Origin of the sequence: Saccharopolyspora sp. NPDC049357 (assembly GCF_040677225.1) — a bacterium.
In the GTDB taxonomy this organism is placed as follows: domain Bacteria; phylum Actinomycetota; class Actinomycetes; order Mycobacteriales; family Pseudonocardiaceae; genus Saccharopolyspora.
This window is the reverse complement of sequence record NZ_JBFAQJ010000025.1, coordinates 23,154-47,113: the sequence shown is the minus strand read 5'-3', so window position 1 is coordinate 47,113 and position 23,960 is coordinate 23,154. Positions and strand designations below refer to the sequence as shown.

The 23,960-nt window shown below is 70.8% G+C and carries 28 protein-coding genes and 1 pseudogene; 8 read left to right on the top strand and 21 right to left on the bottom strand.

Translation table 11 applies throughout. The annotated features are described in order from the left end of the window. Nucleotide 1: 1 nt before the first annotated feature. The 7 genes from AB0J91_RS20780 to AB0J91_RS20750 all read right to left on the bottom strand — a co-directional run bounded on the left by AB0J91_RS20780 (nt 2) and on the right by AB0J91_RS20750 (nt 5,471). A complete protein-coding gene (locus tag AB0J91_RS20780; protein WP_363871276.1) occupies nt 2-1,567 on the bottom strand; it encodes an FAD-dependent oxidoreductase in 1,566 nt (521 codons plus the stop codon). Further along, the gene (locus AB0J91_RS20775) at nt 1,560-2,303 is read right to left on the bottom strand and encodes a class I SAM-dependent methyltransferase (protein ID WP_363871273.1); all 744 of its coding nucleotides are present in this window, start codon (nt 2,301-2,303) and stop codon (nt 1,560-1,562) included. The genes AB0J91_RS20780 and AB0J91_RS20775 overlap by 8 nt, the downstream gene beginning before the upstream one ends. Continuing rightward, nucleotides 2,300-2,632, bottom strand: coding sequence for a lycopene cyclase domain-containing protein (locus AB0J91_RS20770; RefSeq protein WP_363871271.1), 333 nt, complete (start codon nt 2,630-2,632; stop codon nt 2,300-2,302). The genes AB0J91_RS20775 and AB0J91_RS20770 overlap by 4 nt, the downstream gene beginning before the upstream one ends. Further along, nucleotides 2,629-2,976: a lycopene cyclase domain-containing protein gene (locus AB0J91_RS20765; protein WP_363871268.1), complete on the bottom strand. Its 348-nt coding sequence runs from the start codon at nt 2,974-2,976 to the stop codon at nt 2,629-2,631. Before AB0J91_RS20765 ends, AB0J91_RS20770 begins: the two co-directional genes overlap by 4 nt. Next, nucleotides 2,973-3,941, bottom strand: coding sequence for a phytoene/squalene synthase family protein (locus AB0J91_RS20760; protein WP_363871265.1), 969 nt, complete (start codon nt 3,939-3,941; stop codon nt 2,973-2,975). The genes AB0J91_RS20765 and AB0J91_RS20760 overlap by 4 nt, the downstream gene beginning before the upstream one ends. A gap of 159 nt (nt 3,942-4,100) precedes the next feature. Further along, nucleotides 4,101-4,748 carry a CoA transferase subunit B gene (locus AB0J91_RS20755; protein WP_363871262.1) on the bottom strand — a complete coding sequence of 216 codons (648 nt, stop codon included), beginning with the start codon at nt 4,746-4,748 and terminating at the stop codon, nt 4,101-4,103. 9 nt (nt 4,749-4,757) lie between these two features. Beyond that, nucleotides 4,758-5,471 (bottom strand): CoA transferase subunit A, encoded by a 714-nt coding sequence (locus AB0J91_RS20750; protein WP_363871259.1) that lies wholly within the window; start codon nt 5,469-5,471, stop codon nt 4,758-4,760. Nucleotides 5,472-5,627: 156 nt separating this feature from the next. Here AB0J91_RS20750 and AB0J91_RS20745 point away from each other — a divergent pair, with 156 nt between their 5' ends. After that, on the top strand, nt 5,628-6,407 hold the full coding sequence (locus AB0J91_RS20745) for an IclR family transcriptional regulator (protein ID WP_363871256.1): 780 nt from the start codon (nt 5,628-5,630) through the stop codon (nt 6,405-6,407). Between the two features lie 6 nt (nt 6,408-6,413). On the opposite strand, the gene AB0J91_RS20740 is transcribed toward AB0J91_RS20745, so the two are convergent. Then, nucleotides 6,414-7,616 (bottom strand): CaiB/BaiF CoA-transferase family protein, encoded by a 1,203-nt coding sequence (locus AB0J91_RS20740; protein ID WP_363871253.1) that lies wholly within the window; start codon nt 7,614-7,616, stop codon nt 6,414-6,416. Between the two features lie 78 nt (nt 7,617-7,694). Next, nucleotides 7,695-8,861, bottom strand: coding sequence for an acyl-CoA dehydrogenase family protein (locus AB0J91_RS20735; RefSeq protein ID WP_363871250.1), 1,167 nt, complete (start codon nt 8,859-8,861; stop codon nt 7,695-7,697). A 219-nt stretch (nt 8,862-9,080) separates the two neighbouring features. Here AB0J91_RS20735 and AB0J91_RS20730 point away from each other — a divergent pair, with 219 nt between their 5' ends. Together AB0J91_RS20730 and AB0J91_RS20725 are read left to right on the top strand one after the other, a co-directional pair. Then, nucleotides 9,081-10,427 carry an MFS transporter gene (locus AB0J91_RS20730; protein WP_363871248.1) on the top strand — a complete coding sequence of 449 codons (1,347 nt, stop codon included), beginning with the start codon at nt 9,081-9,083 and terminating at the stop codon, nt 10,425-10,427. 56 nt (nt 10,428-10,483) lie between these two features. After that, nucleotides 10,484-11,227, top strand: coding sequence for an IclR family transcriptional regulator (locus tag AB0J91_RS20725; protein WP_363871245.1), 744 nt, complete (start codon nt 10,484-10,486; stop codon nt 11,225-11,227). 65 nt (nt 11,228-11,292) lie between these two features. Here AB0J91_RS20725 and AB0J91_RS20720 read toward each other — a convergent pair whose 3' ends face one another. The 11 genes from AB0J91_RS20720 to AB0J91_RS20670 all read right to left on the bottom strand — a co-directional run bounded on the left by AB0J91_RS20720 (nt 11,293) and on the right by AB0J91_RS20670 (nt 20,396). After that, nucleotides 11,293-12,090: an urease accessory protein UreD gene (locus AB0J91_RS20720; RefSeq protein WP_363871242.1), complete on the bottom strand. Its 798-nt coding sequence runs from the start codon at nt 12,088-12,090 to the stop codon at nt 11,293-11,295. Nucleotides 12,091-12,097: 7 nt separating this feature from the next. Then, nucleotides 12,098-12,796, bottom strand: a complete 699-nt coding sequence (ureG, locus tag AB0J91_RS20715) for an urease accessory protein UreG (RefSeq protein ID WP_363871239.1) — start codon at nt 12,794-12,796, stop codon at nt 12,098-12,100. Then, a complete protein-coding gene (locus tag AB0J91_RS20710) occupies nt 12,789-13,457 on the bottom strand; it encodes an urease accessory UreF family protein (RefSeq protein WP_363871236.1) in 669 nt (222 codons plus the stop codon). The genes ureG and AB0J91_RS20710 overlap by 8 nt, the downstream gene beginning before the upstream one ends. 10 nt (nt 13,458-13,467) lie before the next feature. Continuing rightward, the gene (locus AB0J91_RS20705) at nt 13,468-15,177 is read right to left on the bottom strand and encodes an urease subunit alpha (RefSeq protein WP_363871234.1); all 1,710 of its coding nucleotides are present in this window, start codon (nt 15,175-15,177) and stop codon (nt 13,468-13,470) included. Beyond that, nucleotides 15,174-15,551: an urease subunit beta gene (locus AB0J91_RS20700; protein WP_363871231.1), complete on the bottom strand. Its 378-nt coding sequence runs from the start codon at nt 15,549-15,551 to the stop codon at nt 15,174-15,176. Before AB0J91_RS20700 ends, AB0J91_RS20705 begins: the two co-directional genes overlap by 4 nt. Beyond that, the gene (locus tag AB0J91_RS20695) at nt 15,548-15,850 is read right to left on the bottom strand and encodes an urease subunit gamma (protein ID WP_363871228.1); all 303 of its coding nucleotides are present in this window, start codon (nt 15,848-15,850) and stop codon (nt 15,548-15,550) included. The genes AB0J91_RS20700 and AB0J91_RS20695 overlap by 4 nt, the downstream gene beginning before the upstream one ends. Nucleotides 15,851-16,350: 500 nt before the next feature. Next, nucleotides 16,351-17,550 (bottom strand): MFS transporter, encoded by a 1,200-nt coding sequence (locus AB0J91_RS20690; protein ID WP_363871410.1) that lies wholly within the window; start codon nt 17,548-17,550, stop codon nt 16,351-16,353. 624 nt (nt 17,551-18,174) lie between these two features. After that, the gene (locus AB0J91_RS20685) at nt 18,175-18,351 is read right to left on the bottom strand and encodes a hypothetical protein (RefSeq protein ID WP_363871225.1); all 177 of its coding nucleotides are present in this window, start codon (nt 18,349-18,351) and stop codon (nt 18,175-18,177) included. A gap of 87 nt (nt 18,352-18,438) precedes the next feature. Next, entirely contained in the window at nt 18,439-19,326 is an 888-nt protein-coding gene (locus tag AB0J91_RS20680; protein ID WP_363871223.1) for a universal stress protein, read from the bottom strand. A gap of 114 nt (nt 19,327-19,440) precedes the next feature. Beyond that, nucleotides 19,441-20,112 carry a DUF1990 family protein gene (locus AB0J91_RS20675; RefSeq protein ID WP_363871220.1) on the bottom strand — a complete coding sequence of 224 codons (672 nt, stop codon included), beginning with the start codon at nt 20,110-20,112 and terminating at the stop codon, nt 19,441-19,443. A gap of 71 nt (nt 20,113-20,183) precedes the next feature. Then, a complete protein-coding gene (locus AB0J91_RS20670) occupies nt 20,184-20,396 on the bottom strand; it encodes a hypothetical protein (protein ID WP_363871218.1) in 213 nt (70 codons plus the stop codon). A 91-nt stretch (nt 20,397-20,487) separates the two neighbouring features. On the opposite strand from AB0J91_RS20670, the gene AB0J91_RS20665 reads away from it, so the two are divergent. The 4 genes and pseudogenes from AB0J91_RS20665 (at nt 20,488) to AB0J91_RS20650 (ending at nt 22,570) form a co-directional block, all read left to right on the top strand. Beyond that, on the top strand, nt 20,488-21,225 hold the full coding sequence (locus tag AB0J91_RS20665) for a DUF1990 family protein (RefSeq protein ID WP_363871215.1): 738 nt from the start codon (nt 20,488-20,490) through the stop codon (nt 21,223-21,225). A gap of 162 nt (nt 21,226-21,387) precedes the next feature. Continuing rightward, nucleotides 21,388-21,833: pseudogene (locus AB0J91_RS20660) on the top strand (adenylyltransferase/cytidyltransferase family protein); the annotation flags it as partial. A gap of 27 nt (nt 21,834-21,860) precedes the next feature. Continuing rightward, the gene (locus tag AB0J91_RS20655; protein WP_363871415.1) at nt 21,861-22,187 is read left to right on the top strand and encodes a hypothetical protein; all 327 of its coding nucleotides are present in this window, start codon (nt 21,861-21,863) and stop codon (nt 22,185-22,187) included. A 230-nt stretch (nt 22,188-22,417) separates the two neighbouring features. Beyond that, complete coding sequence (locus AB0J91_RS20650; RefSeq protein ID WP_363871212.1) at nt 22,418-22,570, top strand: hypothetical protein; 153 nt, start codon at nt 22,418-22,420, stop codon at nt 22,568-22,570. 236 nt (nt 22,571-22,806) lie between these two features. Here AB0J91_RS20650 and AB0J91_RS20645 read toward each other — a convergent pair whose 3' ends face one another. Continuing rightward, nucleotides 22,807-23,088, bottom strand: coding sequence for a DUF6343 family protein (locus tag AB0J91_RS20645; RefSeq protein ID WP_363871209.1), 282 nt, complete (start codon nt 23,086-23,088; stop codon nt 22,807-22,809). A 192-nt stretch (nt 23,089-23,280) separates the two neighbouring features. On the opposite strand from AB0J91_RS20645, the gene AB0J91_RS20640 reads away from it, so the two are divergent. Further along, a complete protein-coding gene (locus AB0J91_RS20640; RefSeq protein WP_363871206.1) occupies nt 23,281-23,925 on the top strand; it encodes a TetR/AcrR family transcriptional regulator in 645 nt (214 codons plus the stop codon). Nucleotides 23,926-23,960: the final 35 nt, after the last annotated feature.

The window sequence follows — 23,960 nt, the reverse complement described above, 5'->3', positions numbered from 1 at the left end:
TTCACCGCCGAGTGCTCCCTTCTCGCTGGGCGAGCCGCCGCAGCGGGCCGTTGCGACCGCGGGTGGGAACCGAGCGCAGCTCGTGCCCTCGAAGACCCCAGTGGGCGAGGAGCCGGTTGGCGGCGTGCCAACCGGTGGTCGCGGCCCGTTCCATGAGCGCCACGGGCAGGTCGACCCGAATGCCGTCCCCGGCGAGCACGAGACCTTCGTGCGGAGTCGTCACCCCAGGTCGCCGGAGGAAATCGCCGACGCCGAACAGCGGGCAGTCCTGGCGCCACAGCACCGACTCCGCGACGACACCGGCTCGCGCGGTCTCGGGGTACAGCTCGTGGAGCCGCCGCACGAGCTCGCTTCCCAGCCGACGCGTTCGCGCGCAGTCCCCGGGGTGATCGGCCACCGCGTAGGCGTGCAGCTCGACCACGGAACCACCGCGCCGGGCAGCCCAGCCGCGGGCTTCGCCGTCGTAGCGGTCGAGCACGCTGATGTTGTCGAGCGGGCCGTGGCCGCTGGTGGCCAGGAACGCCGACCGGTGCGGCTCGACGGGCCGGTCCAGCCAGAGCCGCTGGACGAAGAACGAGGGAGCACTTCGCAGCCCGCGCACCGACTCCGACCAGCCGGGCACCTCGAGGTCCTGCGAGTCGTCCAGGAGTTGCCGCAGCGCTCGCACGTCAGCGGCGATGACCACGCCGTCGGCGTCGAGCGGTGCGCCTCGGTCGCGGTGCACCCGGTAGGTGCCGTCGGCGCCGCGTTCGATTCCCGACGCCGCGGTGCCCAGGTCGAACTCGACTCCGAGCGCGCTCAGGTACGTGCGGAGCGGATCCCACAGGCTCCGCTCGAAACCCGCGTCCGGGACGTCGAACAGCAGTCCTTCGCTGGAGCCGAGGAAGAAGATGTGGAACATGGTGGCGAGCTCCGCCGCCGACATCTGGTCCGGGCTCGCGAAGAAGCTGCGGGAGAACACCTCCAGCGCCAGGTGCCGGGCCGCGTCGGGGAAGCGGATGCGGTCGAGGAACGTCGCGGCGTCGACGTGGTCGAGCCGGTCGTAGATCTCCGGGACCGACACGGCCGCCAACGGCGCCGCGGCGCGCGGATCCAGCCTGGCGAGGTCGGAGAGGCGGAACGTGGGGCTGCGCAAGGCGAACAGCAGCGCGTTCCACGGTGGCGTGCGGGGCAGGCCCTGGAAGGTGTCGGTCCGGCCTTCGGCGTCGACCAGCGGGTAGTCGGGCAGGGCGACGAGGCGTTCCAGGCCGGGGTCGGATCTGCGCAACAACTTCCGCAGGTTGTAGTACTGGCGGAAGAAGGCGTGGAAACCGCGGCTCATCGCGACTTCCTCGCCGTCGGGCAGCCGCTCGGTCCAGCCACCGACGCGACCGCCGAGGTAGGTGTTGCGCTCGACGAGCTCGACCGCCACGCCCCGCTCGACCAGGCCGGTCGCCGCGCACAGCCCGGCGATCCCACCCCCGACGACCACGGCGCGGGGGCGGCGCCCGAGCGCGCCCGCGTCCGCTGCTCCTGGCGGTGCCCGGTGCCGCACCGCCCGCGGGTCCGCGCAGCCCTGGTCACGCATCGGTGGTGTTCCCGGACGGTGTCCTGGCGAGGAAGGTGTGCACCACGCGCCGCTGCCACCCCGACATCGTCCGGGTCTCGACGTCGGTGAAACCGCAGTCCAGCAGTCGCCGCTGGAAGCGCTCGACCCCGTCGAACGACCGGACGCTGCGCCACAGGTACCGGTACAGCGCGGAACTCCCGCTCGCCGCGGTGCCGGCGGGGATGATGATCGTCCAGCACACCAGGTTCCAGACCGCGCGCGCCCGCACCGAATCGCGCACCGAGAACTCGTGCACGACGAGCCTGCCGCCGGGGCGCAGCAACCTCCGGAACGCGCGCAGCTGCCCGTCGGGATCGTCCAGGTTGCGGACCAGGTAGGCGGCGAAGACGGCGTCGAACGGGCCGTCTTCGCCCGCGCTGGGCAGGTCTTCGACCCGGCAGTGCGCGAAGCGCACCGAAGACGGCCAGGTCTTCAGCCGAGCGCGGCGCAGCATCTGCTCGGACGCGTCGACCGCGACGACCTGCGCCAGCGGAGCGGCGTTGAGCACCGCCTCCGTGGACGCACCTGTGCCGCACCCCGCGTCGAGCACCCGCAGCCCGGCACCGTTGCCGGGCAGTCCCATGCGGAGGGCGGAAGCGCGGAGGTGGCGGTGGTAGCCGGGGTCGGCCGCCACGAGGGCGTCGTAGGACGCGGCTGCGCCGTCGAAGGCCGCCGGGACGGCACCGGCTCGGAGCGCGGTCTGCCTGCGCCTCATCGCGCGGCCCCCGTTCGACCACGTCGGTGGCGCTGCCGCTCCCACCCCAGCAGCACCGCCGTGACCAGGGAGAAGCCGAAGAGGAAGTCCTCGACCGGGATGTCCCACGGGAACCTGATGCCGCTGACGTGCGCGGGATCGTAGACGACGATCGGCGCGTCGAGCTTGGTCAGCCAACCGTCGACGGGGACCTGGAACGCCAGCACGATGACCAGGGAGATCCAGTAGGCCGGTTTGGCGAACAGCCCGGTGCGCAGCACGGCGCACTCCAGGAGGATCACGACGCCCACCGACAGCAGCGCCGGGACGGTGTACCCGAGCCCGGTCACCGGTGCGCCCCCACGTCGCCGCGGGCGCGTCGGACGCGCCGCGTCAGCGCCTCGACGGACTGGTAGGTCAGCAACGCGCACAGCGGGATGACGAGGAAGAAGAGGAACTCCTCCAGCACGATCCCGGCCAGCGAGACCCCGAGCGTGTAGCGCGGGTTGAAGCTCCACACCTCGGCCCAGACGGCCACCGCGTCCCACACCAGGAAGATCAACGCCACGGGCAGCACGGAAGCGGCGATCCTCCCCGGTTCGCGCAGCACGCGTGCGCCGAGGCACTCCAGCGGGAGCACCAGCAGGAGGCATCCTGCCATCACCAGCAGGTAGTGCCACTGGTCGGCAATCACGACCGAGCACCTCTCGTGGGTGCGGGCCGGTGCGCACCGCGCTCGCGCGCCCGGACGGCCCGGAGCAGCGCGGCACCGGCGATGCGCGCGCGGTAGGCCTTGCCCACCACCGCACGGCGCGCGAACACCGCGAAGTCGTCGGCTTCGATGCGCTCGAGGATCCGCGAGTACAGGGCGTACGCGGTCTCCACGCACGGCCGCGACACCGGGTCCAGCATCCTGATCCCGACCCGGGCGAACCGGTAGATCTCGCGGGTGAGCGCGTGTTGTTCGACGAGCGCCGCACGCACCCTCGGATCCGTGCGGCGGTGCCGGTGGCACCACAGGAGCAGGTCCCGGTCCACTCCGTGCGCGGCGAGCTCGTCGGCCGGGAGGTAGACGCGACCGCGTTCGAGGTCTTCGGCGACGTCGCGCAGGAAGTTCGTCAGCTGGAACGCCCGGCCGAGCGCCGCCGCGTGCGGCGCGGCTTCGTCGAGCGGAACGACAGCGCCCAGCACCGGCAGCACCTGCAGTCCGATCACCTCGGCGGAACCGCGCATGTAGCGGCCCAGCGCGGCGCGGTTCGGGTAGTCGCGCACCGAGAGGTCCATGCGCATCGACCTCAAGAAGTCCTCGAAGAGATCGCTCGACAGCTCGTGCCGCACGGCGGTGTCGACCACGGCGGCCAGCAGCGGATCGGAGCAGCTCCCGCTCCGGATGCCCGAGATCAGTGCGGCGCCCAGCCCGCTGAGCCGTTCCGCGCACCGCTCGGGCCTCTCGTGCTCGCGCGGCTCGTCGACGATGTCGTCGGCCCAGCGGGCGAAGCCGTAGAGGGCGTGCACCGAGGGTCGTTGCGCGGCCGTCAGGAGGCGGGTGGCCAGGAAGTAGGTCCTCCCGTGGCGGGCGTGGAGGCCGCGGCAGAGCTCGTAGGAGCGGCGCAGGGCGGGGTCGGTGATGTGCGCGGCGTCCAGCTCAGCTCGTGGCACGGCACCTCCCCTCGCCCGCGCGGCCGGCCCGCTCGTCTGGTGCATCCGCCCCATTGCAGCCCGGCGGCCAACTGATCGCCATTCCGCGCGACGATGGCCCGGCGGCCGGGGGATCTCGGCGGCGAGGGCACCGACACCTGATCCGGCCGCCGTCGCCGGTCAGGTGCCCGCGGGAACCGGTTGGTGGACGGGAGCCCCCGTCTTGGTCCGCACCTCGTCCGGGGTGACTCCCGGTGCCACCGACACCAGGTGCAGGCCGTCCGGGGTCACGTCGAGCACCGCCAGGTCGGTGACGATCCGGTCGACCACGCCGGCGCCGGTGAGCGGCAGGGTGCAGCGCTCGACGAGCTTCGGTGTGCCGTCCTTGGCCACGTGGTCGGTGAGCACGACGATGCGACGAGCGCCCACGACCAAGTCCATCGCACCGCCCATGCCCTTGACCAGGGAACCCGGGATCGTCCAGTTCGCCAGGTCGCCGGTGCTGCTGACCTGCAGCGCGCCCAGCACCGCGATGTCGATGTGCCCGCCGCGCATCATGCCGAACGATGCGGCCGAGTCGAAGTAGCTGGCGCCCGGGTTGACCGTGACGGTCTGCTTGCCGGCGTTGATGAGATCGGCGTCCTCCTCGCCCTCCCACGGGAACGGGCCCACGCCGAGGATGCCGTTCTCGCTCTGCAGGGTCACCTGCACGCCGTCCGGGACGTGGTTGGCGACCAGGGTCGGGATGCCGATCCCGAGGTTGACGTAGTCGCCGTCGCGCAGCTCGGCGGCAGCGATGGCGGCCATCTCGTCACGGGTCCAGCTCATGTGCTGCTCCTAGTTCGTCGAGGCGGTGGTTCGGGGGCGCACGGTGCGCTTCTCGATGTCCTTGACCCGCGGCTTGGCCCGCACCAGGCGGTCCACGTGGATGCCGGGAGTCACGATCCGCTCGGGGTCCAGGTGCTCCTCGGCGAGGTGCTCGACCTCGACCACCGCCACCCGCCCGCACGTGGCCACGACCGGGTTGAAGTTGCGGGCGCTGGCGCGGTAGACGAGGTTGCCCGCCGGGTCGGCGGTGTGGGCGTGCACCAGCGCGACGTCGGCGACGATCGCCCGCTCCTGGACGTAGGTCGTCCCGTCGAACTCCGCCACCGGCTTGCCCTCCGCGACCGGGGTGCCCACGCCCGCGCGGGTGTAGAACGCGGCGATGCCCGCGCCACCGGCTCGCAACCGCTCCGACAGCGTTCCCTGCGGCGCGAACTCCACCTCCAGCGTCCCGTCCAGGTACTGCTGGGCGAACCGCTTGTTCTCACCCACGTACGACGCGATCACCCTGGACACCTGCTCGTTCTCCAGCAGCAGCCCGAGGCCCTTGCCGTCCACGCCCATGTTGTTCGACACCACCGTCAGATCCCTGACGCCGCTGTCGCGCACGACCTCGATCAGATCGTTCGGAACACCGCACAGGCCGAACCCACCGACGGCGAGCGTCATGCCGTCGGTGAGCACACCGCGCAGCGCCTCCTCCGCGTCGGAACGCAGCTTCGACACCTCATCACCTCTCCCACGTCCACTTGACGGACGTCGGGGAGTAAAGAGCCTGCGAGGCCGTTACCGCAACGTTCGGGGTTTCTTCGATCGCGATCCGCTCGCTCGGTGACCGGCTCGGCCGCATCGCGTCCACTGAGCGGACGCTACGATGGCTCCATGAGCGACGGCCCGAACGCCCACCTGGTCGGCAAGATCGGCGCCGTGCTCCGCGCGCTGTCCACCACGAACGCGGCGGGCACGACGACGACCGACCTCGCACGCGACGCCGGGCTCCCGCGGCCGACCGCGCACCGGCTGCTCAGCTCGCTGGCCGAGGAAGGATTCGTCGACCGCGACCTGCACACCGGTAACTGGTTCCTCGGACCCGAGCTCTACCTGCTCGGCCAAACCGCGGGGAGCCGGTACGACGTCACCCACCACGCGCGCGACAGCGTGCACCGGCTGGCCGCCAAGACCGGTGAGAGCGCGTTCTTCTCGGCGCTGCGCAGCCAGGAGACGGTGTGCCTGCTGCGCGAGGACGGCGACTTCCCGATCCGCTCGTTCGTGCTCTACGAAGGCGCGCGCTTCCCGCTCGGGGTCGTCTCCGCGGGCCTGGTGCTGCTCGCCTTCCAGGACGACGCCGACATCGACTCCTACCTCGGAGGCACCGACCTGACCGCCCGCTGGGGCCAGGACCACTCCCCCGAGGCGATCCGCACCCGCATCGACCGCACCCGCCGACGCGGCTACGCCGTGAACCCCGGCTTGGTCGTCGAGGGCAGCTGGGGCATGGCCGCCGCCGTGTTCGACCACACCGGCAAGCCCGCCTGGGCCCTGACCCTCACCGGCATCGAGTCCCGGTTCAAACCGGCCCGCCAACCGGAGCTCGGCGCCCTCCTGCTCCACGAAGCCCACGTCCTCACCCGGCACCTGACCGGCAACGGGCGAGGCCGGTGAGCGCTCCTAGGTCTCGTCGCCGAGGGCGATGTCGGCTTCGATGAGGGCGGTGATCTGCTCGTCGCTGCAACCGAGGGAGGCGAGGATGCGCCGGGTGTCGGCGCCCTGCTCGCGCGGCGCCGATCGGACGTTGCCGGGAGTCCTGCCGAGCTTGATGGGAAGCCCGATGCCGCGGTAGTCGTCGTGCTCGACGACCATGTTCCGGTGCCTGACCTGCGGGTCGGTCAGCGCTTCTCCGACGTGGTGCACCGGGGTCGCCGGAACTCCCCGGCCCACCAGCGCCTCGCTCAGCTCGTGGCGCTTCCTGGTGCTGATCCGCTCGGCCAGCAGCTCGCGCAGCGCGGCGATGTTACGCACCCGGTCTGCGTTGGTGGTGAACCTGGAGTCCTCGGCGAGGGCCGGGATCGCCAGCACGTCCACCAGGGTCCGGAACTGGCGGTCGTTCCCGCCGCTGATGAAGATCAGCCCGTCCGCGGCCTCGAAGGTGTCGTACGGGGCGATCGAGGGGTGCGCCGATCCGGTGCGCTGCGGGGTCTGTCCCGAGGCCAGCCACGCCGAGGAGTGCGGGTGCAGCAGGGACACGGCGGTGTCCAGGAGGGCGCAGTCCACCAGCTGGCCGCGTCCGCTGGTGCGCCGGTCGTGCAGCGCCAGCAGGATGCCGGAGAAGGCGTAGATGCCGGTCACCACGTCGACGATCGGCACGCCGACCCGCAGCGGTGGACCGGTCTGCTCGCCGTTGATGCTCATCAACCCGCCGTAGGCCTGCAGGATCGCGTCGTAGCCGGGAGCGGACCCCATCGGCCCGTCGGTGCCGAAACCGGTGATGCGGCAGTGCACCAGCCGGGGGAAGCGCGTGCCGATCTCCTCGTCGGAGAAGCCCCACTTGGCCAGCGTGCCCGCCTTGAAGTTCTCCACCACGACGTCGGCTCCGGCGAGCAGTTCGCCGAGCAGCCGCTGCCCCTCCGGCTCGGTGAGGTCCAGGCAGATGTTGGCCTTGTTGCGGTTGATCCCGGCGTGGTAGGCGCTCATCGAGTCGGTGACGAACGGTGGCCCCCAGGTGCGGGTGTCGTCGCCGGCCGGTGGCTCGACCTTGATCACCTCGGCTCCGTGGTCGGCGAGCATCTGCGCGCACAGCGGGCCGGCGAGGATCCGGGACAGGTCGAGGACGCGGATGCCGCGCAAGCTGCCGGTGGGTTCAGGTGTGGTCATCGGTGGTGGTCCTGTTCGTCTGGTCCTTCGACGGTTCGTGCTTCGCCGGTTGGCGGGACGGTTCGCTCCGCCGCGCGCTCAGTAGGACTTGGGCAGGCCGAGGACGTGGTGGGACACGTAGTTCATGACCATCTCCTGGCTGACCGGGGCGAGCCGGAGGATCCGCGACTCCCGGAAGTAGCGCTCCACGTGGTACTCGCGGGCGTAGCCCATGCCGCCGTGGGTCTGGATCGCCTGGTCGGCGGCGTGGAAACCCGCGTCGGCGCACAACCACTTCGCCATGTTCGCCTCCTTCCCGCACGACAACCCCTGGTCGTAACGCCACGCGGCGTTCCGCGCCATCAGCTCGGCGGCGTCGAGCCGGGTCGCCGCCTCGGCGAGCGGGAACGCGATCCCCTGGTTCTGGCCGATCGGGCGGTCGAAGACGACGCGCTCCTTGGCGTAGCGCACGGCCTTGTCCAGCGCCGCGCGGCCGATGCCCAGCGCCTCGTGGGCCAGCAGGATCCGCTCCGGGTTGAGACCGTCCAGGAGGTACCGGAAACCGTCGCCTTCGGCTCCGATCCGCGCGCTCTCGGGCACGAACAGGTCGTCGATGACCACCTCGTAGGAGGAGACCGCGTTGCGGCCGAGCTTGGGGATCGGGCTCAGGTGCACGCGCTCGGGGTCGATGTCGATGAGGAACAACGACATGCCGTCGGTCGACCGGGCCATGTCCTCGCGCCGCGTGGTCCGCGCGATGAGCACCATCTTCTGCGAGTCGCCCGCCTTGGTGATCCACACCTTGCGGCCGTTGATCCGGTAGCCGCCGTCGACGCGCTCGGCGAAGGTCGAGATGCGGGTGGTGTCGGTGCCCGCGTCGGGTTCGGTGACCCCGAAGCAGACGTGCAGCGAGCCGTCCGCGGCCGCGGGCAGGACCTCCTCGCGCAGCTGCTCGCTGCCGTGCTTGACGATCGTGTTCAGCCCGAAGATGGTCAGGTGCATGGTGCTGCACCCGTTCATGCCGGCACCGGAGGCCGCCACCTCCTCCAGCAGCAGCGCGGCTTCGAGGACTCCGAGCCCGCCACCGCCGTACTGCTCGGGGATGGCGATGCCGAGCCAGCCGCCCTCGGCGAAGGCGTTGTAGAACTCCCACGGGAACCGGTTGTCCGCGTCGCAGTCGGCCCAGTAGTCGTCGGAGAAGCTGCGAGCCAGTTCGCGCGCCCCCGCCCTGAGGTTCGCCTGATCCGCGGACAGTTCGAAGTGCATTCCCTGGTCCTCTCCCGACCCAGATGTTCGTATTTGCGAACATCACGACTGATATGGGAAACAGACTCGTGCGCGGCGGCTCTGGTGTCAACTGCTTGACAGTGACTCGCTTCACTCCATATGTTCCCGATTGCGACACCTCGTTGGTATTTGCGAACGCCCTTTCTGCGGCTTCTCACGCGATCTCCGCGACCACCACCGTCGAAGAGGATTCGAGCAATGACGCTGAACAACGCCGCCTCGGCACCGCCAGATCCGTCCTCCCGCAAGGCCGTCGGGCCCGCGGTGGTGATCGGCTCGGCACTGGAGTGGTTCGACTTCTACCTCTACGCCTCGATGGCCGCGCTGGTCTTCGGCAAGCTGTTCTTCCCCGCGAGCAACCCGACCACGGCGACCTTGGCGTCGATGGCCACCTTCGCGGTCGGCTTCCTCGCCCGACCCTTCGGCGGCATCGTCTTCGGCCTGATCGGCGACAAGTTCGGCCGGAAGACCGTGCTGTCGGCCACTTTCCTGCTGATGGGCATCTCATCCGGACTCATCGGCCTGCTGCCGACCTATTCCTCGGTAGGCCTGGTCGCGCCGATCCTGCTGGTGCTGCTGCGCCTGCTCCAGGGGCTGGGCGCCGGGGCCGAGCTGGGCAGCGCGACGGCGGTGGCCTACGAGCACGCCGACGCGAAAACCCGCGGACGGAAAGGATCGCTGCCCGCGCTGGGTGTCAACATCGGACTGTTCGGGTCCTCGCTCACCGTCACCGTGCTGACCAGCTTCAGCGACGAATTCCTCTACGACTGGGGATGGCGAATTCCGTTCGTGGCCACCTTCGCCCTGGCAGGACTCGGTTTCTGGGTGCGCCGCCAGATGCCGGAAACCCCGGAGTTCGAGAAGGCGGCCCGCACGGCGAAGGTCGGCGCGAAGGCCAGGCCGCTGCGCTCGCTGCTGCAGTCCAACTGGCGCGGTCTCGCCGTGGTCATGGCGGTCACCCTGGGCTACAACGGGGTCAGCTACATCTTCAAGACGTTCTCGCTGTCCTACCTCACCACGTTCCGCGACGTGCCCGCCAACGTCGGCGCTTTCGGCATCACGCTGGCCAGCGCCTGCGCCATCATCACGGTGCCGATCGCCGGCCGAATCTGCGACGTCGTCGGCGCCAAGACGGTCATCCTGGTGGGCGCGGCCGCCACCGCGGCACTGGCCTTCCCGTTCTTCTGGCTGCTGGACACCGGGCAGCACGTGGCGATCTGGACCGCGCTCATCCTCGCCACCGGCGTCGTGGTGCCCGCCATGCTCAGCGCCCAGGGCGCGTTCCTCTCGCAGCAGTTCCCGACCCGGACCCGGGTCTCCGGGCTGGGAACCGGCCGGGAGGTCGGCGGCGCGTTCTCCGGAGGGCTCGCACCGGTGGCCGCGCTCGCCCTGGTCACGGCCACGCCGGGGCACGCCACCTGGGCGGTGTCGCTGATGTTCGTCGGTGGGGCCGCACTCATCGCCGTGGGCGCGCTGTTCGACCAGATCAAGGCGGTCGAGGCCGACGAGGCGCAGCCCGCCGGAGCCGTGGGCGGCCGGTGCTGAACCACCGGCGGTAAGTTCGACACCGGACGAGGTCGGTCAACACGATGGGGAACGCAGTGCCACTTGCCGAATCGGGAGCAGCCAAAGCGCACCGGACCGTTTCGCGGATCACCACCATCCTCGAACTCGCCGCATCGCGCCGGTCCGGGGTGCGGCTGTCCGAGCTCGCCACCGAGCTGGACGCACCCCGGTCCTCGCTGCACGGCCTGGTCAAGGGCCTGGTCGCCGACGGCTACCTGCGCGAGCAGGGTGGCGCGTACACCATCGGCCCGGCGATCAACGCCCTGCTCGCGGCGGCGCCGCCCACGATCGCCGAAGCCGCCCGCCCCGCCATGGAGGAGCTGCACCGCCAGTTCAACGAGACCGTCATGCTGGCCTCCCCGGTCGGGAGCTCCCTCGTCTACACCGATGCCATCGAGTCCACGCAACCCATCCGCTACTCCGCCCCGCTGCGCATCCGGCGCCCGCTGCACCCGACCAGCTCCGGCAAGTGCCTGCTGGCCTTCGGCACCGAGCGGTTCCGGGAGAACTACCTGACCGGCCACCTCGCCGACATGCCCCGGGAAGACCAGGTCCGCCACGAGCTCGACGAGGTCGCGCAGGCCGGGGTGGCGATCAATCGCGGTGAAACGCTCCCCGACATCACCGGGGTCGGAGCACCGATCTTCGGCAAGGGCCGCGTCGTGGCGGCCATCGCCCTGGCGGGCCCGACCTCCCGCCTCGGCGAGGTCGTCGCCGACATCGCCGAAGCCACGAAGGCCGCGGCCCACGAAGTCACCGAACGCCTCGCCGGCCGCTGAGCTACGCGGACTGCCGGCCTCGCGGTTTCCCGTCAGGTGTCCATCATGGACGGCCGCGACGCCGATCACACCAGATCTGAAACCCCGCTGGAACTACCGGCCCGGCCCGGACTTTCGCGCGACTCGCCCTCGTCGGGCTCAGGAGCGGTGCGGGAGGCCAGGAAGCGCCGCCAGCGCTCACACGTGCCCCGTAGGGCCTCCTCGGCGCTGTGCGCGTGCGGGGCGAGCGAGCGGGCGATGGATCCGGGACCCGCGAGGGGCGTTTCCGGTGGGGAAACCCGCTCGTCCGGGCGAGCTCCGAGCAGCGCGGCGGTGGCGAGCACCCGGCAGTCACCGAGGATTCCCGGCGCCTTCCTCAGCTCCGGCGAGCGCAGGTCGAGCTCTTCGACCAGGAGGTCCCGCCCCGCCAAGGCGCACCGCAGCTCCGAGCGCAGCCCGCCGCCCTCTTCGCCGCTGCGCCCGAGCACCAGGGTTTCGGACAGGAGAGCGACCGCGCCGTCGTCCAGGACGATGCCGGTGCGCCGGTCGACGTCGGCGCCGCCGGCGACCACGAACGGTGCCGCGGCCCAGACGAGCGAACCCCCGGATTCGACGTGCACGTCGGACGCCCAGCGCTGGTGACCGCCCCGCGCGTCGTAGGCGACCATGCCCGAGGGTTCGACGAGTTCGAGGTGCGCACCGCTGCCGACCGCGATCTCCACTCGCAGGTCGTCTCCGGCGAGCAGGGTGGCGCACACGCCGACGAGCGCGATGCGCACGCGCGGTCCGTCGATGCCGAGCAGGCGGGGGCGCAGGTAGTCCCCGGCCCGCAGAACCGCGGCCCGCGCGACCCCGTCGACGAGTTCGACGGACACCGTTGCCATCGCGCGGTCACCCGTGGTGGACGTGCGGGGCCATCGGGCCCGGATCCGCGGCGGTGTGCGCACCCCGGCGGTGCTCGGCCACGAGGTGGTGCACCCACTTGCACAGGTCACCGACGGCCGTCGGATCCGTGCGGGACAGCGCGAGCGTGGGCAGTCCGGAGCGCACCGACTCGGCGTCGATGATCATCTGGGCGACGTCGACGTCCACGTGCGGGGCGAGGTCGGTCTTGTTGATCACGAGGAGGTCGGCTCGCTCGATGCCGGGACCTCCCTTGCGCGCGACGTCGCCGCCACCGGCCACGTCGATGCAGAAGATCTGGGCGTCGACCAGCGCGGGGCTGAAGGTCGCCGTGAGGTTGTCGCCGCCGCTCTCGACGAGGACCACGTCCAGCGGCTTGAAGGCGCGTTCCAGGTCTTCCACGGCGATGAGGTTGGCGGTGACGTCGTCGCGGATCGCCGTGTGCGGGCACGCTCCGGTCTCCACGGCGCGAATCCGCTCCACCGGCAGAACGCCTGCGGCGCGCAGCATCCGGGCGTCCTCGTCGGTGTAGATGTCGTTGGTGACCACCGCGAGCTCCAGCTCGTCGGCGAGCTGCCGGCACAGCGTGGCGATCAGGGTGCTCTTGCCGGTGCCGACCGGCCCGGCGATCCCCAGCCGCAGCGGACGGGACGCGGCGCTGGTGTCGCGGTGTTCGTGCTCAGGCAACGAAAATCCTCCTCGTGCTGTTCTCGTGCTGCAGAGCCCAGTGCTCTGCCAGCGGTGCGGTCACGGCGGGCATCTCGGCCGGGCAGGTGACCGCGACGGCGATCTCCGCGGATTCGCGGACGACCGCCGCCGACTCCCACATCCAGCGCGTGGTGTCGACGGGATCGACGGGCAGCAGCTTGAGCGCCGCCGCCGCGACCGTCTGGGCGTCCTCGTACAGGCACGCCCGCGCGACGCGCGACTCGTCCAACCCCATGACGGCCGCGACGACGCCGAGGGCCACGGGGCGCTGCGGCCCCGGGCCGATCGCGCCGAGAGCGGCCACGGCAGGATGCTCGGGCCACAACCGCTCGGCGAGCCGGACCAGCCCCCGTCCGAGCAGGGCGGAGGCCGCGCGCACCGGCTCGGTCGGCGTGCGCGCCAGCAGCGCGTCGTGGATCTCGTCGAGCCGGACGTGCTGCTCCCCGGCCGCCCGCAGCGTCAGGACGGCGGCCGCGGCGTCGACCAGCGCCACCGAGCGCAGCCGAGCGCGGATGTACTCGGGGACCTCCGCGCGGTCGAGACCGGCCGCCAGCGCCGGTTCCAGACCGGCGGAGTGCGCGTGCCCGCCGGTGGGGAGCCGCGCGTCTGCCAGGAGCATCGCTCCCAGATCCGGGTCCATCACCCACTCCTCAGAACAACGAGTAGCGCTGGGCGAGCGGGAGGGTCTCGGCGGGGTTCGGGCGGACGCGCTCACCGTCGATGCTGATGCCGAAGGTCTCCGGGTCGACCTCGATCCGCGGCAGCGCCGTGTTGTTCGGCAGGTCGTGCTTGGTGACGCCGCGGGTCTCGCGCACCGCGGCGAGCCTGCGCCGCAGGCCGAGCTTGTCGGCCAGACCGTCGTCGAGCGCCGCCTGCGCCACGAAGCTCACCGACAGGTGCGGCGCGGACGCCGGTCCCTGGGGCAGCGCCGGGCGCATCATGACCGGCTGCGGTGTCGGGATCGTGGCGTTGGGATCTCCGAGCGCGCCCCACACGGCGGCGCCGCCCTTGATGACGGTGAGCGGGCGGATGCCGAAGAAGGCCGGGTCCCACAGCACGAGGTCGGCCAGCTTGCCCGGTTCGATCGAACCGACCTCGTGGTCGATGCCGTGCGCGACGGCTGGGCAGATCGTGTACTTGGCGACGTAGCGGCGGGCGCGTTCGTTGTCGGCGGGCAGCGACGAGCCCAGCGGTCCGCGCTGGTTCTTCATCACGTGCGCGACCTGCCACGTGCGGCACACCACCTCGCCGATGCGTCCCATCGCCTGCGCGTCGGACGAGGTGATCGACATCGCGCCGATGTCCTGCAGGATGTCCTCGGCGGCCATCGTCGTCGGGCGGATGCGCGACTCGGCGAACGCGAGGTCCTCGGGCACCTGCGGGTTGAGGTGGTGGCACACCAGGAGCATGTCCAGGTGCTCGGTGGCGGTGTTGATCGTGTGCGGCAGGGTCGGGTTCGTCGAGGCCGGCAGCACGTTCGGCTCCCCCGCGACGACGATGATGTCGGGCGCGTGCCCGCCACCGGCGCCTTCGGAGTGGAACGCGTGGATGCCGCGGCCGTCGATCGCGTCGAGGGTGTGCTGCACGTAGCCGGTCTCGTTGAGGCTGTCCGAGTGCAGGGCGACCTGCAGGCCGTACTCGTCGGCGGCGCGCAGCGCCGCGTCGATGGCCGCTGGGGTAGCGCCCCAGTCCTCGTGCACCTTGTACCCGCCCGCACCGGCCAGGGCCTGCTCGGCGAGCCCCTCGGCGCTGACGGTGCTGCCCTTGCCGAAGAGGATGACGTTGAGCGGGAGGTGGTCGAGGGCCCGGTGCATCATGGCCAGCGACCAGGCTCCCGGGGTGACGGTCGTGGCCTTCGTCCCCTCGGTCGGTCCGGTGCCGCCGCCCACCACGGTCGTGGTGCCGGTGGCCAGCGCTTCGGCCAGCTCGATCTCGGTGAGCAGGTGCACGTGGGTGTCGACCGCCCCGGCGGTGAGGATCCTGCGCTCCCCCGCGATGACGTCGGTGGTCGGTCCGATCTTCAGATCCGGGTGCACGCCGTCCATCACGTCCGGGTTCCCGGACTTGCCCACCGCGACGATGCGTCCGTCGCGGATGCCGACGTCACCGCGGACGACGCCCCAGTGATCGAGCACGATCACGTTGGTGATGACCAGGTCGAGAGCGCCCTCCGCACGCGTGGTCGTGCCCTGCGCGCCGGACTCGCGGATGCTCTTCCCACCGCCGAACACCGCCTCGTCGCCGCCGACGCAGAAGTCCTGCTCGATCTCGATCCACAGGTCGGTGTCGCCGAGCCGGACCTGATCACCCGTGGTCGGCCCGTACAGGTTCGCGTACTCGCGACGACCGATCTGGCTCACTGCCCCTCCTCGAAGTGCTGCTGCTCGCCACCGCGCTCGGCGGTGGCCGATTCGTCGTTGACCGCTTCGCCGGTGACCTCCCGATCGCGGATCTGCAGGCCGGCCACGCGCCCGGTCCCGCCCAGCGCCACCAGCTCCACGAGCCTGCTCACGCCGGGCTCGAAGCGCACCGAAGTCCCCGCGGGGACGTCCAGGCGGAAGCCGCGGGCGGCGTCGCGGTCGAAGGTCAGCGCCGGGTTGGCGTCCGGGAAGTGCAAGTGCGCCCCGATCTGGATGGGCCGGTCACCGTCGTTGACCACCAGCAGCGTGCGCCGCTCGCGCCCGGCGTTGAGCTCGACGGGCGTCTCGCGAACGCGGACCTCTCCTGGGATCACGAGATCGGCTCCGTGATCGTGACGAGCTTGCGCCCATCGGGGAAGGTCGCTTCGACCTGCACGTCCGGGAGCATCTCGGGGACGCCCTCCATCACTTCGTCTCGCGTGAGCACGCGCCTCCCCTCGTTCATGAGCGCGTCCACGGTGAAACCCTCCCGGGCGCGCTCGATCGCCCAGCAGGACAGCAGGGCGACCGCTTCTGGATGGTTGAGCAGGACGCCGCGTTCCCGTCGATCGCGGGCGATCATTCCGGCGACGCTCAACAACAGCTTCTCCGTGTCAGACGGAGTGAGATTCATGGAAGCACCTCGCATCACCGCAGTTCGCGACCGACTGTAAGGCACACGCCGATCATGCGCACAACGCGCTCGGACATCGCGAAACCGCGCGTCAAAAACGGCGAAACCGCTGTTCATGACCCCACTATCACTGCGCCCGAACGCCTTTCGCGCCGGAAAAGCGACCCGTGACGGATTTCGTCCGGTCAGGATAATTTGGCGACTCTCGCCACACAACGCAGTTTCGGGAAACTTCATCGGAGACCGATTTCGGAAACACGCGCGCCACATCCGCGAAACACGAAGATCCGAACAAACTTCCAATTTCCGCCCCGCCGGGTTGAAAAAGTGCGCACCTGAACCCCGGGGGAAGCAACTCCTCCTCGAAAACCACGCGGGTCAGCCCCGCCCACGTCCGGTGAGGACGTTGCGCAGCCGCACCGCCACGTGCAGGTTCGCGGTGTTCGTCCAGGTCGGGCGGCGCCTGGACAGCCTGGGTGCCGGTGCGGAAGGCGCGTGCTTCACCCGACGGCCTGGGGCGAACGGGGTCGCGCGGTCCAGGCCACGGCCGGGATGATCGCGAGCGCGAGGACTCCGCCCAGGAGCGTGAGCGTGGCGTAGCCGCTGCCTGCGACGACGAGACCGGAAGCCATGCCGCCGCCCGCACCGGAGAGGGCGATGGCGACGTCCACCGTCCCCTGGGTCTTGGCGCGAGTCGCGAGCGGAACGGTGTCGGTGATGATCGCCGTGCCGCTGACGAGGCCGAAGTTCCAGCCGAGACCGAGCAGACCGAGGGCGAGCGCCAGCAGGAAGACCGAGTGGGGCGGGGAGAGCGCGGCGAGCAGACCGGCCGCCAGGAGGGTGACGGCCGCGGCGGTCGCCACGGGCAGGCGACCGAACCGGTCGGCGAGCAGACCGCTGATCGGCGAGGGCAGGTACATGCCGGCCACGTGCACAGCGATGACCAGCCCGGCGGCACCCACGCCGTGGCCGTGGTGCTGCATGTGGATGGGGGTCATCGTCATGATGCCGACCATCACGAGCTGGGTGAGGACCATGACCGACGCACCCAGCACGAGTCGACCGCCACCCCCGGCAACGCGGTGCCGCGCACCGGTGTCGGCCGCGTCCTGCGGAGCGTCGGCGGCGAGCTCGCGCGCGGTGAGCAGCGGGTCCGGCCGCAACATCACACAGAGCACGAGCCCCGCAGCGGCGTAGGCGGCCGCTGCGAGCAGGAACGGCCCGGCCAACCTCGGGATGTCGAGCACGTCAGCCAGATCGCCGGTGATCGCGGCCAGGTTCGGTCCGGCGACGGCGCCGAGCGTGGTGGCCATCAGCACGGTGCTCACGGCCCGGCCCCGGCGCTGCTCGGGCGCGAGATCGGCTCCTGCGTAGCGGGCCTGGAGATTGGCGGCGGTACCGGCGCCGTAGACGAACAGCGCGATGAACAGCAGGGGCACGCTGCCGAGAGCGGCTGCCACGACAACACCGAGGCTGCCGACGGCCCCAACGCCGTAGCCCAGCGATAACCCCGAGCGCCGCCCCCACCGCTGCGAGATGCGCCCGACGAGGACGGCCGCGGCGGCGGAACCGATGGTGAACAGAGCGCTGGGAATACCGGACAGGCCGGTGCTGCCGAGCAGGTCCTGGGCCAGCAGGGCTCCGACGGTGATGCCGGCGGCGAGCCCGGCTCCGCTGAGGACCTGGGCGGCGACGAGCACACCCACGACGCGGCGGTGAGCGGGGTGAACAGCGGCGTTCGACACGTCATGCCTTTCCGGAACCGGGACGGGATGCGCGTCGAGCGCCGAGCGAGTTGACCTTCCGACGCCGTGACGGCAACAACCCGCAGCTTTCCAGCTGAGGCCAACACCCGGCACCCCTCACGGACGTCCACAGCTGCGACGGCGCCGGACGGACCGCACGTCCCTCGCGGGTCATCAGCACGCCGTTGGCGGAGACCAGGAAGGACAGGGCCCACACCAAGCGCCACCAGCCACAACCGGCCCGAAGATCACGCCCTGAACGATGCCGTTGGCCAGGAAGAGCCCGATCGCGAAGCCCCAGATGATCGAGTGCGCCAGCACCGCGCCGGCGAGCATGCGCGCGAACATCACCGGCTTGCGGCCGAACCGGTCGGACAGGCCGCCGCGAACCAGATCGCCACGATGGTCAGCGTCGCCCCGGCCGCCTTGACGTTGAGCACTCCGGTCCGGTCCACCCCAGCTCGATCACACCTCGATCAGCGTCATCTTGCGCCGTTCCCCAGTTCCAGGAACAACGGCGTTTCGGAGACCGTCAACCGCAGGCCGAACGCGATCAGCACGATGCTGAGCAGGAAGGGCTCAGCTGTCCGTGGAAGGGTCGGGGCGGACGTCGGTGTTCGGGTCGTCGTCCGCGGGCGGTTCGGCCTCGAGCGCCTCGTCGGCTCGCTGACTGCCGCCGCTGCGGAGGTGCCCCTCCATCTCCTTCTCCAGCTCGTCGTCCTTCATCGGTCCGTGCTTGTCCGAGCCTCGCTGCATGGTGCCCACTCCTTCCGGTCGAGAACCCGCAGCCCACCAAGCCCTACCCGGCCGACGACGCGGGAAAACGGACCACCGGGCAGGTGCTCATTCCGCGGGGAGCACCGCCACAGGGCAGTTCGCCTGGTTGAGCACCGCGTGACTGACCGATCCGAGGAAGGCGCGGCGCACCGGTCCCCTCCCGTGGCTGCCCACCACCAGCAGGTGCGCTCCGTCGGCTTCGCCGAGGAGGAGGTGCGCGGGCTGGTCCGCGCCGACCACGTGGCGGACCCGCACGTCCGGGTACTGCTCAGCCCACCCGGCCGTCGATTCGGCGAGCACCTCGTTGGCCCTGTCCCGGAACTCGCTGCGGTCGGTGTCCCACTCGTCGACGATGTCGAACGGGTTGAACGCCGATTCGCCCCACGAGTGCACGGCCACCAGCGGGCGGTTGCGCCGGGCGGCCGACTCGTAGGCGAAGCCGATCGCCCGGGTGCTCACGGCGGAACCGTCGACCCCGACGACCACCGGAGCATCCGCCCCCGAGTCGGTCTCGCCGCGAACCACGACGATCGGGGCCGCGGCGCGGCGGGCGATCACCTCCGCCGCGGTGACCCCCAAGCGATCCGTGCCGGCCCCCACCAGCGGCCCGCCCAGCACGACCAGCTCCGCTTCGCCGGCGAACTCGATCAGGATCTCCGCCGCATCGCCGATCGGGATGCTCTTGCGCACCTCGATCTGGGGGTCGATCGCCCTGCACGAATCCTCCAGGGAATCCAGCTCCCGACGCACCGCGTCCCCCAGCTTGCCCATGACCTCTTCCTCGTCGGGGATGCGCATCGGGATGGAGTGCTGGAAGGGCCGCGCCAGGACGTGCACCAGCAGCAGCGGCGAACGCCTGCTGGAGGCCTCCCGCGCGGCCCAGCGGACCGCTTCGCGAGACGCCTCCGTCCCGTCGAAACCTGCCACCACCGCTGAGCGAGCTTCCTCGGCCATGCGAACCTCCTCCGATCGAACCGCAGCGCGACTGCGGGCCTCGAATACCCGCTCGGCCTCGCGGCCAACCGGGCAGAGCCACCACGAGGTGAACACCGTCGTGGCCGGGGCGTCCTACCGCTGGTGCCCCGAGCTCGGGTGGTCGATGCGCAGCGCGATGCGTTCGAACGGCCCCGTCCGTGCGTCCGAGGGCGCGAGCAGCAGTGCGTCGTGACGTCGTTCGGCGACTGTCCGGCCGTCGGCGAGGCGGGCCTGGACGAGCTCGTACATCCGCGTGCCGCAGCGCCGGTAGAACTCCAGTTGGGTGGCTCGGCCGAACAGCCGCCACCCGAGCCGGAGCACCGGATCGAGCGTGGGGGCGTTCTGGGAGAACCCGGTGATCACGAACTCCACCGCCCCCGAACTCATGTCCTTGACTACCTCGTAGGTCATTCGACCGCGTTCGAGATGTCCTTCGAGCGTCTCGTACCCCCAGCCCCACACCCTGCGGTCGTCCTCGCGCGTTTCGTCGATCACCACGGTGACCCGAACGCCCATGTCGAAGCGCAAGCCGTAGAACCGCCCCTCCAGCAGCATGTTCCGTCCCAGCAACTCCTCGCGGCCGTCGTAGGCGGCGCGGACGCGGTCGGGATCGGAGAACTCGTAGTCGCGCACGAGCGCGCGAGCGATGTCCCACGCACCGCCCGGTTCCGGAGGCCCCGGCGGTTCGCGGGCGAGGAAACGCCGGTGGGTGTCGAAGTTCCACTCGCCTCCGGGCGAATGCGGTTCCTCCTCGGTGAAGTTCACGCTCCTGCTCCGCAAGCCCGCCAGCACGCGAGCGCGCTGCTCGGCGCTCGTGGGACGAGGAATTCGCACCGTCACTCGAACTCGCGCAACGAGTCACCGATCAGCCACAAGGTCGGAGGCCACAACCCGGTGAACAGGGCGCGGCGTTCGGCGTTGCCGCGCTCCTGCTGGTCCACGGTCTTGGCCCGAATCCACAGGCAGAGGCACAGCACGACCCCGCCCATCGACGCCAGGTGCAGCTGCGCGCTGCGCAGTCCGATCCGGTGTAGCGACCGCACGAACATCGATCCTCCCGAAAGCCTGGGTTTCGCCTGCCACCCGGAGGGGCACACCTTCACCATGCCCGTCTGCGGACGTCCACGCGAAAGGAACGAGGTGACCGCCGACCTCTTGTCCACGCGCATCGTGCCGATCGTGGTCCGCTCCGCGTTCGGGCTGGCGCTGGTCTCCTGGCGCTACCTCTGGCTGACCACGCCCCTGCACCGGCGCGAGGAACCCGGCGACGAGTCGGACCTGCCCCTGGACGTGCCCGAGGATCACCTCGACGAGCGCTGCCAGCAGCTCTGCGATGGAGCGGGGCCGCTGTTCCACCGGCACTTCAGCGTGGCCATCGAGGATGCCGGCCTGGACGCGCCGGAGCTGATGGCGATGGTGATGGCCGACTTCAACCGCGCTCTGCCCAGCGAGGTCGCGACGTTCGACCGACCAGAGACCCAGCGGAGACCGCTGCAGCTCGGGGAGGACTGCGTCGTGCGCATGCCGGGGCCGTGGAACGGTCCGGTTCGCGTCATCGATCGTGCGGACACCTCGTTCCGCTTCGCCACCTTGCGCGGACACCTCGAAGCAGGCCAGATCGAATTCAGCGCCGCGCCGGTGGGAAACGCGATCGTCTTCGAGATCGAAACGTGGGCGCGGCCCGGCAGCCGACTCGTCCACCTGCTCTACACCCGCCTGCGGCTGGCCAAGGAGATCCAGCTGAACATGTGGGTGCGCTTCTGCCTCCAGGTCGCCAAGATGGCCGGCGGGCGCCCGCGCGACGGCGTCCGCATCCACACCCGCGAACTCATCCACCACTTCCCCGCGAGCACCGCCCACTCGACGACGCGCGGATGACAAGGCCCGCGCTTCGAAGGGGGCTGCGGTTTCCGGACAGCGGGTGCGTCTTGCGGATCGCGGGGTGGTCGACGACTGCTTAGCGTCTGCGGAGAACCGCGGCCGGCACGGGGTCGACCGCGGTTCCACCAGCGCACATCCCGAAATCCGTTGGGGGTAGCCGTGGTCCGCGACACTCTCCGGCAGCGCACCGTGTGGCGCGGGCTCAGCGATGTTCCCGCTGACTGGCCTTCCTGCGCGGTCACCATCGGCGTGTTCGACGGCGTGCACCGCGGGCACGCCTGGCTGATCGAGAACACGCTGCGCGCCGCGGCCGAGAGCGGCCTGCCCACGGTCCTGGTCACCTTCGATCCCCATCCGGCCCGCGTGCTCGGGCTGCCGCGCGACACCTCAGCGCTGAGCAGCATCGAGCGCAGAGCCGACATCGCTCGCGAACTCGGCGTCGACCGCGTGTGCGTCCTGCCCTTCACCCCGGAGCTGGCCCGGATGAGCCCCGCGGAGTTCGTCGAGAACTGCACGCCAGCAGCGTGGTGGTCGGCGCCAACTTCACCTTCGGGCATCGCGGCGCCGGTGACGTCGACACGCTGCGGCACCTCGGTGCACGCCACGGCTTCAGCACCCGCGGCGTGCACCTGATGCCCACCGACGGGGCGGAGTGCTCCTCGACCCACGTCCGCGGCTGCCTGCGGCGCGGCGACGTCCTCGCGGCCAGCCGCGCGCTCGGCCGTCCGCACGAAGTGGAGGGCGTGCTCACCAGCGACCACGAGGTGGCCATCTCGGAGGGCACCGCGCTCCCGCGCCCGGGGCGCTACGCGGGGCTGGCCTCCGGCCACCCCGTCCAACTCGTGGTCACCAGCTCTCCCCGGCCCGATTCCGAGACCCCGCGACTTCAATGCCCCGGTATTCCCGGCGCGCTCGGCGGAACCGTCCGGGTTCAATTCCTGGAACAGCGCGGCACCTGACTCGCCGCGCATGAATGATCAGAAAAGACGCTCGAAGACGCACATCAACAACTGCTCGAGAATGAGCTGGTCGTCTCAGATGAATTCGGGGCACTTGACGCGGTGGCTAGAATTTCGCAATCAATGAGAACGCTTTGCCCTGATCAGGGCGTTGCGATAAACCTCACCCCGAAATATCCGGAGGAGACGTGGCAAGGCGCGTTGGAAAGCTGCTCGTTCCCGTCACCGGCATGTCCGGCGTCACATACCCCGTTGGCACCACGGTGGTCACCCACGGCCGCGGCTCCGCCGTCGACGCCTTCGTGAGCGGCGACTGGCTACCGCTCGCGTGGTGGGAGTTCGCCGACACCGCCGACCACCAAGTGGACTCCTCCCGCCCCTGATGAAGTCCGAACGGCGTCGCCAGGTGCTGTTCAAGAACGCGGCGGAGCCGCTGCTTCAGGTGTGGGACTCAACCAGCACCGCCGCAGGTTCTGAGCGGCGCTGTGGCGAGTACGCCGCGACGCCGATGTCCACCCCCTGGGTAAGCGGAATACATCAGGAGTGGCGCACGGAGCCCACAGCGCCGCGCAGGTTCTGCTACTGGCACCGCCAAGCAACGCAACTACGGAAACAGCTCCTACCCGGGTTCGCCGCGACGTTTCCGGTGCAGCACCCAGGTGAAGTCGATCAACGCGGCGACCGCGAGCACGACCAGGACCCAGGCGAACCACGCCAGCGGCGGAACGAGCACGAACAGCCCGACCGCCGCTGCGGTGCAGAAGATGAGGCCGAACCCGGCCAGCCACAGCCGCAGCGTCAAGGCGCTTCGCGCGGCCGGCGCCCCCAGGTAGCGCACCCCGGGATCGTGGTAGCCGGGCAGCCCCCGCTCGTAGTCGCGCCGCTCACGTCTCCGCTCCATGCGCGAGGACTACCCAGCACGCCTCCCGATGAACATTCCCGCCTCGCCGCCGGAGCGCTGCGAGCGCGAGTCCACCGCCTCCGGCTCCGGTGGGCTTGGTGATGGTGACCTCCGCGTTCCCGATCTGACATGCGCCAGTGTCAGTTGCGCGGTGGGTAAGATTCCGCACAAGCCGACCCCGAGGAACGTGCGATGACGCAGAACGCCGGGCACCAGCAGCGACCGGGGCGCCGCTACTCCGGGCTCGACGCCTCCGAGCGCACCCGGCAACGCCGCGAGGCGCTCCTGGACGCCGCGCTGGAGCTGTTCGCCTCCCAGGGCTACTCGGCGACCTCCGTCAAGCAGCTCTGCCGACAGGCCGGGCTGACCGAGCGCTACTTCTACGAGTCCTTCCGCGACCGGCACGCCTGCCTGGTGGCGCTCTACGACGAGCTGGTCGACCGGCTGCGCGCGACCACCGTCGCCGCGCTCGATGACGAGCGCGAAGCCGACGCGGTGACGTGGCGCGGGCTCTCGGCGTTCGTGGAGCACCTCACGGTCGACACGCGCCGCGCCCGCGTCGTCCTGCTGGAGGTCGTGGGGGTCTCGGCGGAGCTGGAGAACCGCAGGCACGCGGTCCTGCGGGAGTTCGCCGAGCTCACCACCGCCGTGTGGCTGCGCATCGACGACCAGGCCGCCCCGACCGACCGGCAGCGGCTGGCCGCCGTCGGACTCGTCGGCGCGGTCAACCACCTGCTCGTCGACTGGCTCCACCGCGGGCAGGAGGAACCGCCGACCGTCCTCGTCGAGACCTGCTCCGCCCTGTTCGAAGGCGCCCGGCGTCAGCTCGACGCCTGAGGCGGCCGAGCCCCCGAAGCCTCCGCAGAACTCCG

Coding starts and splice junctions, on each gene's coding strand:
- AB0J91_RS20695 (WP_363871228.1), bottom strand. CDS start 15,850: ATGAATCTCACTCCGTCTGACACGGAGAAGCTGTTGTTGAGCGTCGCC.
- AB0J91_RS20745 (WP_363871256.1), top strand. CDS start 5,628: ATGAGCGACGGCCCGAACGCCCACCTGGTCGGCAAGATCGGCGCCGTG.
- AB0J91_RS20640 (WP_363871206.1), top strand. CDS start 23,281: ATGACGCAGAACGCCGGGCACCAGCAGCGACCGGGGCGCCGCTACTCC.
- AB0J91_RS20775 (WP_363871273.1), bottom strand. CDS start 2,303: ATGAGGCGCAGGCAGACCGCGCTCCGAGCCGGTGCCGTCCCGGCGGCC.
- AB0J91_RS20670 (WP_363871218.1), bottom strand. CDS start 20,396: ATGTTCGTGCGGTCGCTACACCGGATCGGACTGCGCAGCGCGCAGCTG.
- AB0J91_RS20685 (WP_363871225.1), bottom strand. CDS start 18,351: ATGCAGCGAGGCTCGGACAAGCACGGACCGATGAAGGACGACGAGCTG.
- AB0J91_RS20720 (WP_363871242.1), bottom strand. CDS start 12,090: ATGGCAACGGTGTCCGTCGAACTCGTCGACGGGGTCGCGCGGGCCGCG.
- AB0J91_RS20710 (WP_363871236.1), bottom strand. CDS start 13,457: ATGGACCCGGATCTGGGAGCGATGCTCCTGGCAGACGCGCGGCTCCCC.
- AB0J91_RS20740 (WP_363871253.1), bottom strand. CDS start 7,616: ATGACCACACCTGAACCCACCGGCAGCTTGCGCGGCATCCGCGTCCTC.
- AB0J91_RS20755 (WP_363871262.1), bottom strand. CDS start 4,748: ATGAGCTGGACCCGTGACGAGATGGCCGCCATCGCTGCCGCCGAGCTG.
- AB0J91_RS20645 (WP_363871209.1), bottom strand. CDS start 23,088: ATGGAGCGGAGACGTGAGCGGCGCGACTACGAGCGGGGGCTGCCCGGC.
- AB0J91_RS20655 (WP_363871415.1), top strand. CDS start 21,861: ATGCCCACCGACGGGGCGGAGTGCTCCTCGACCCACGTCCGCGGCTGC.
- AB0J91_RS20730 (WP_363871248.1), top strand. CDS start 9,081: ATGACGCTGAACAACGCCGCCTCGGCACCGCCAGATCCGTCCTCCCGC.
- AB0J91_RS20780 (WP_363871276.1), bottom strand. CDS start 1,567: ATGCGTGACCAGGGCTGCGCGGACCCGCGGGCGGTGCGGCACCGGGCA.
- AB0J91_RS20650 (WP_363871212.1), top strand. CDS start 22,418: ATGTCCGGCGTCACATACCCCGTTGGCACCACGGTGGTCACCCACGGC.
- AB0J91_RS20680 (WP_363871223.1), bottom strand. CDS start 19,326: ATGGCCGAGGAAGCTCGCTCAGCGGTGGTGGCAGGTTTCGACGGGACG.
- AB0J91_RS20735 (WP_363871250.1), bottom strand. CDS start 8,861: ATGCACTTCGAACTGTCCGCGGATCAGGCGAACCTCAGGGCGGGGGCG.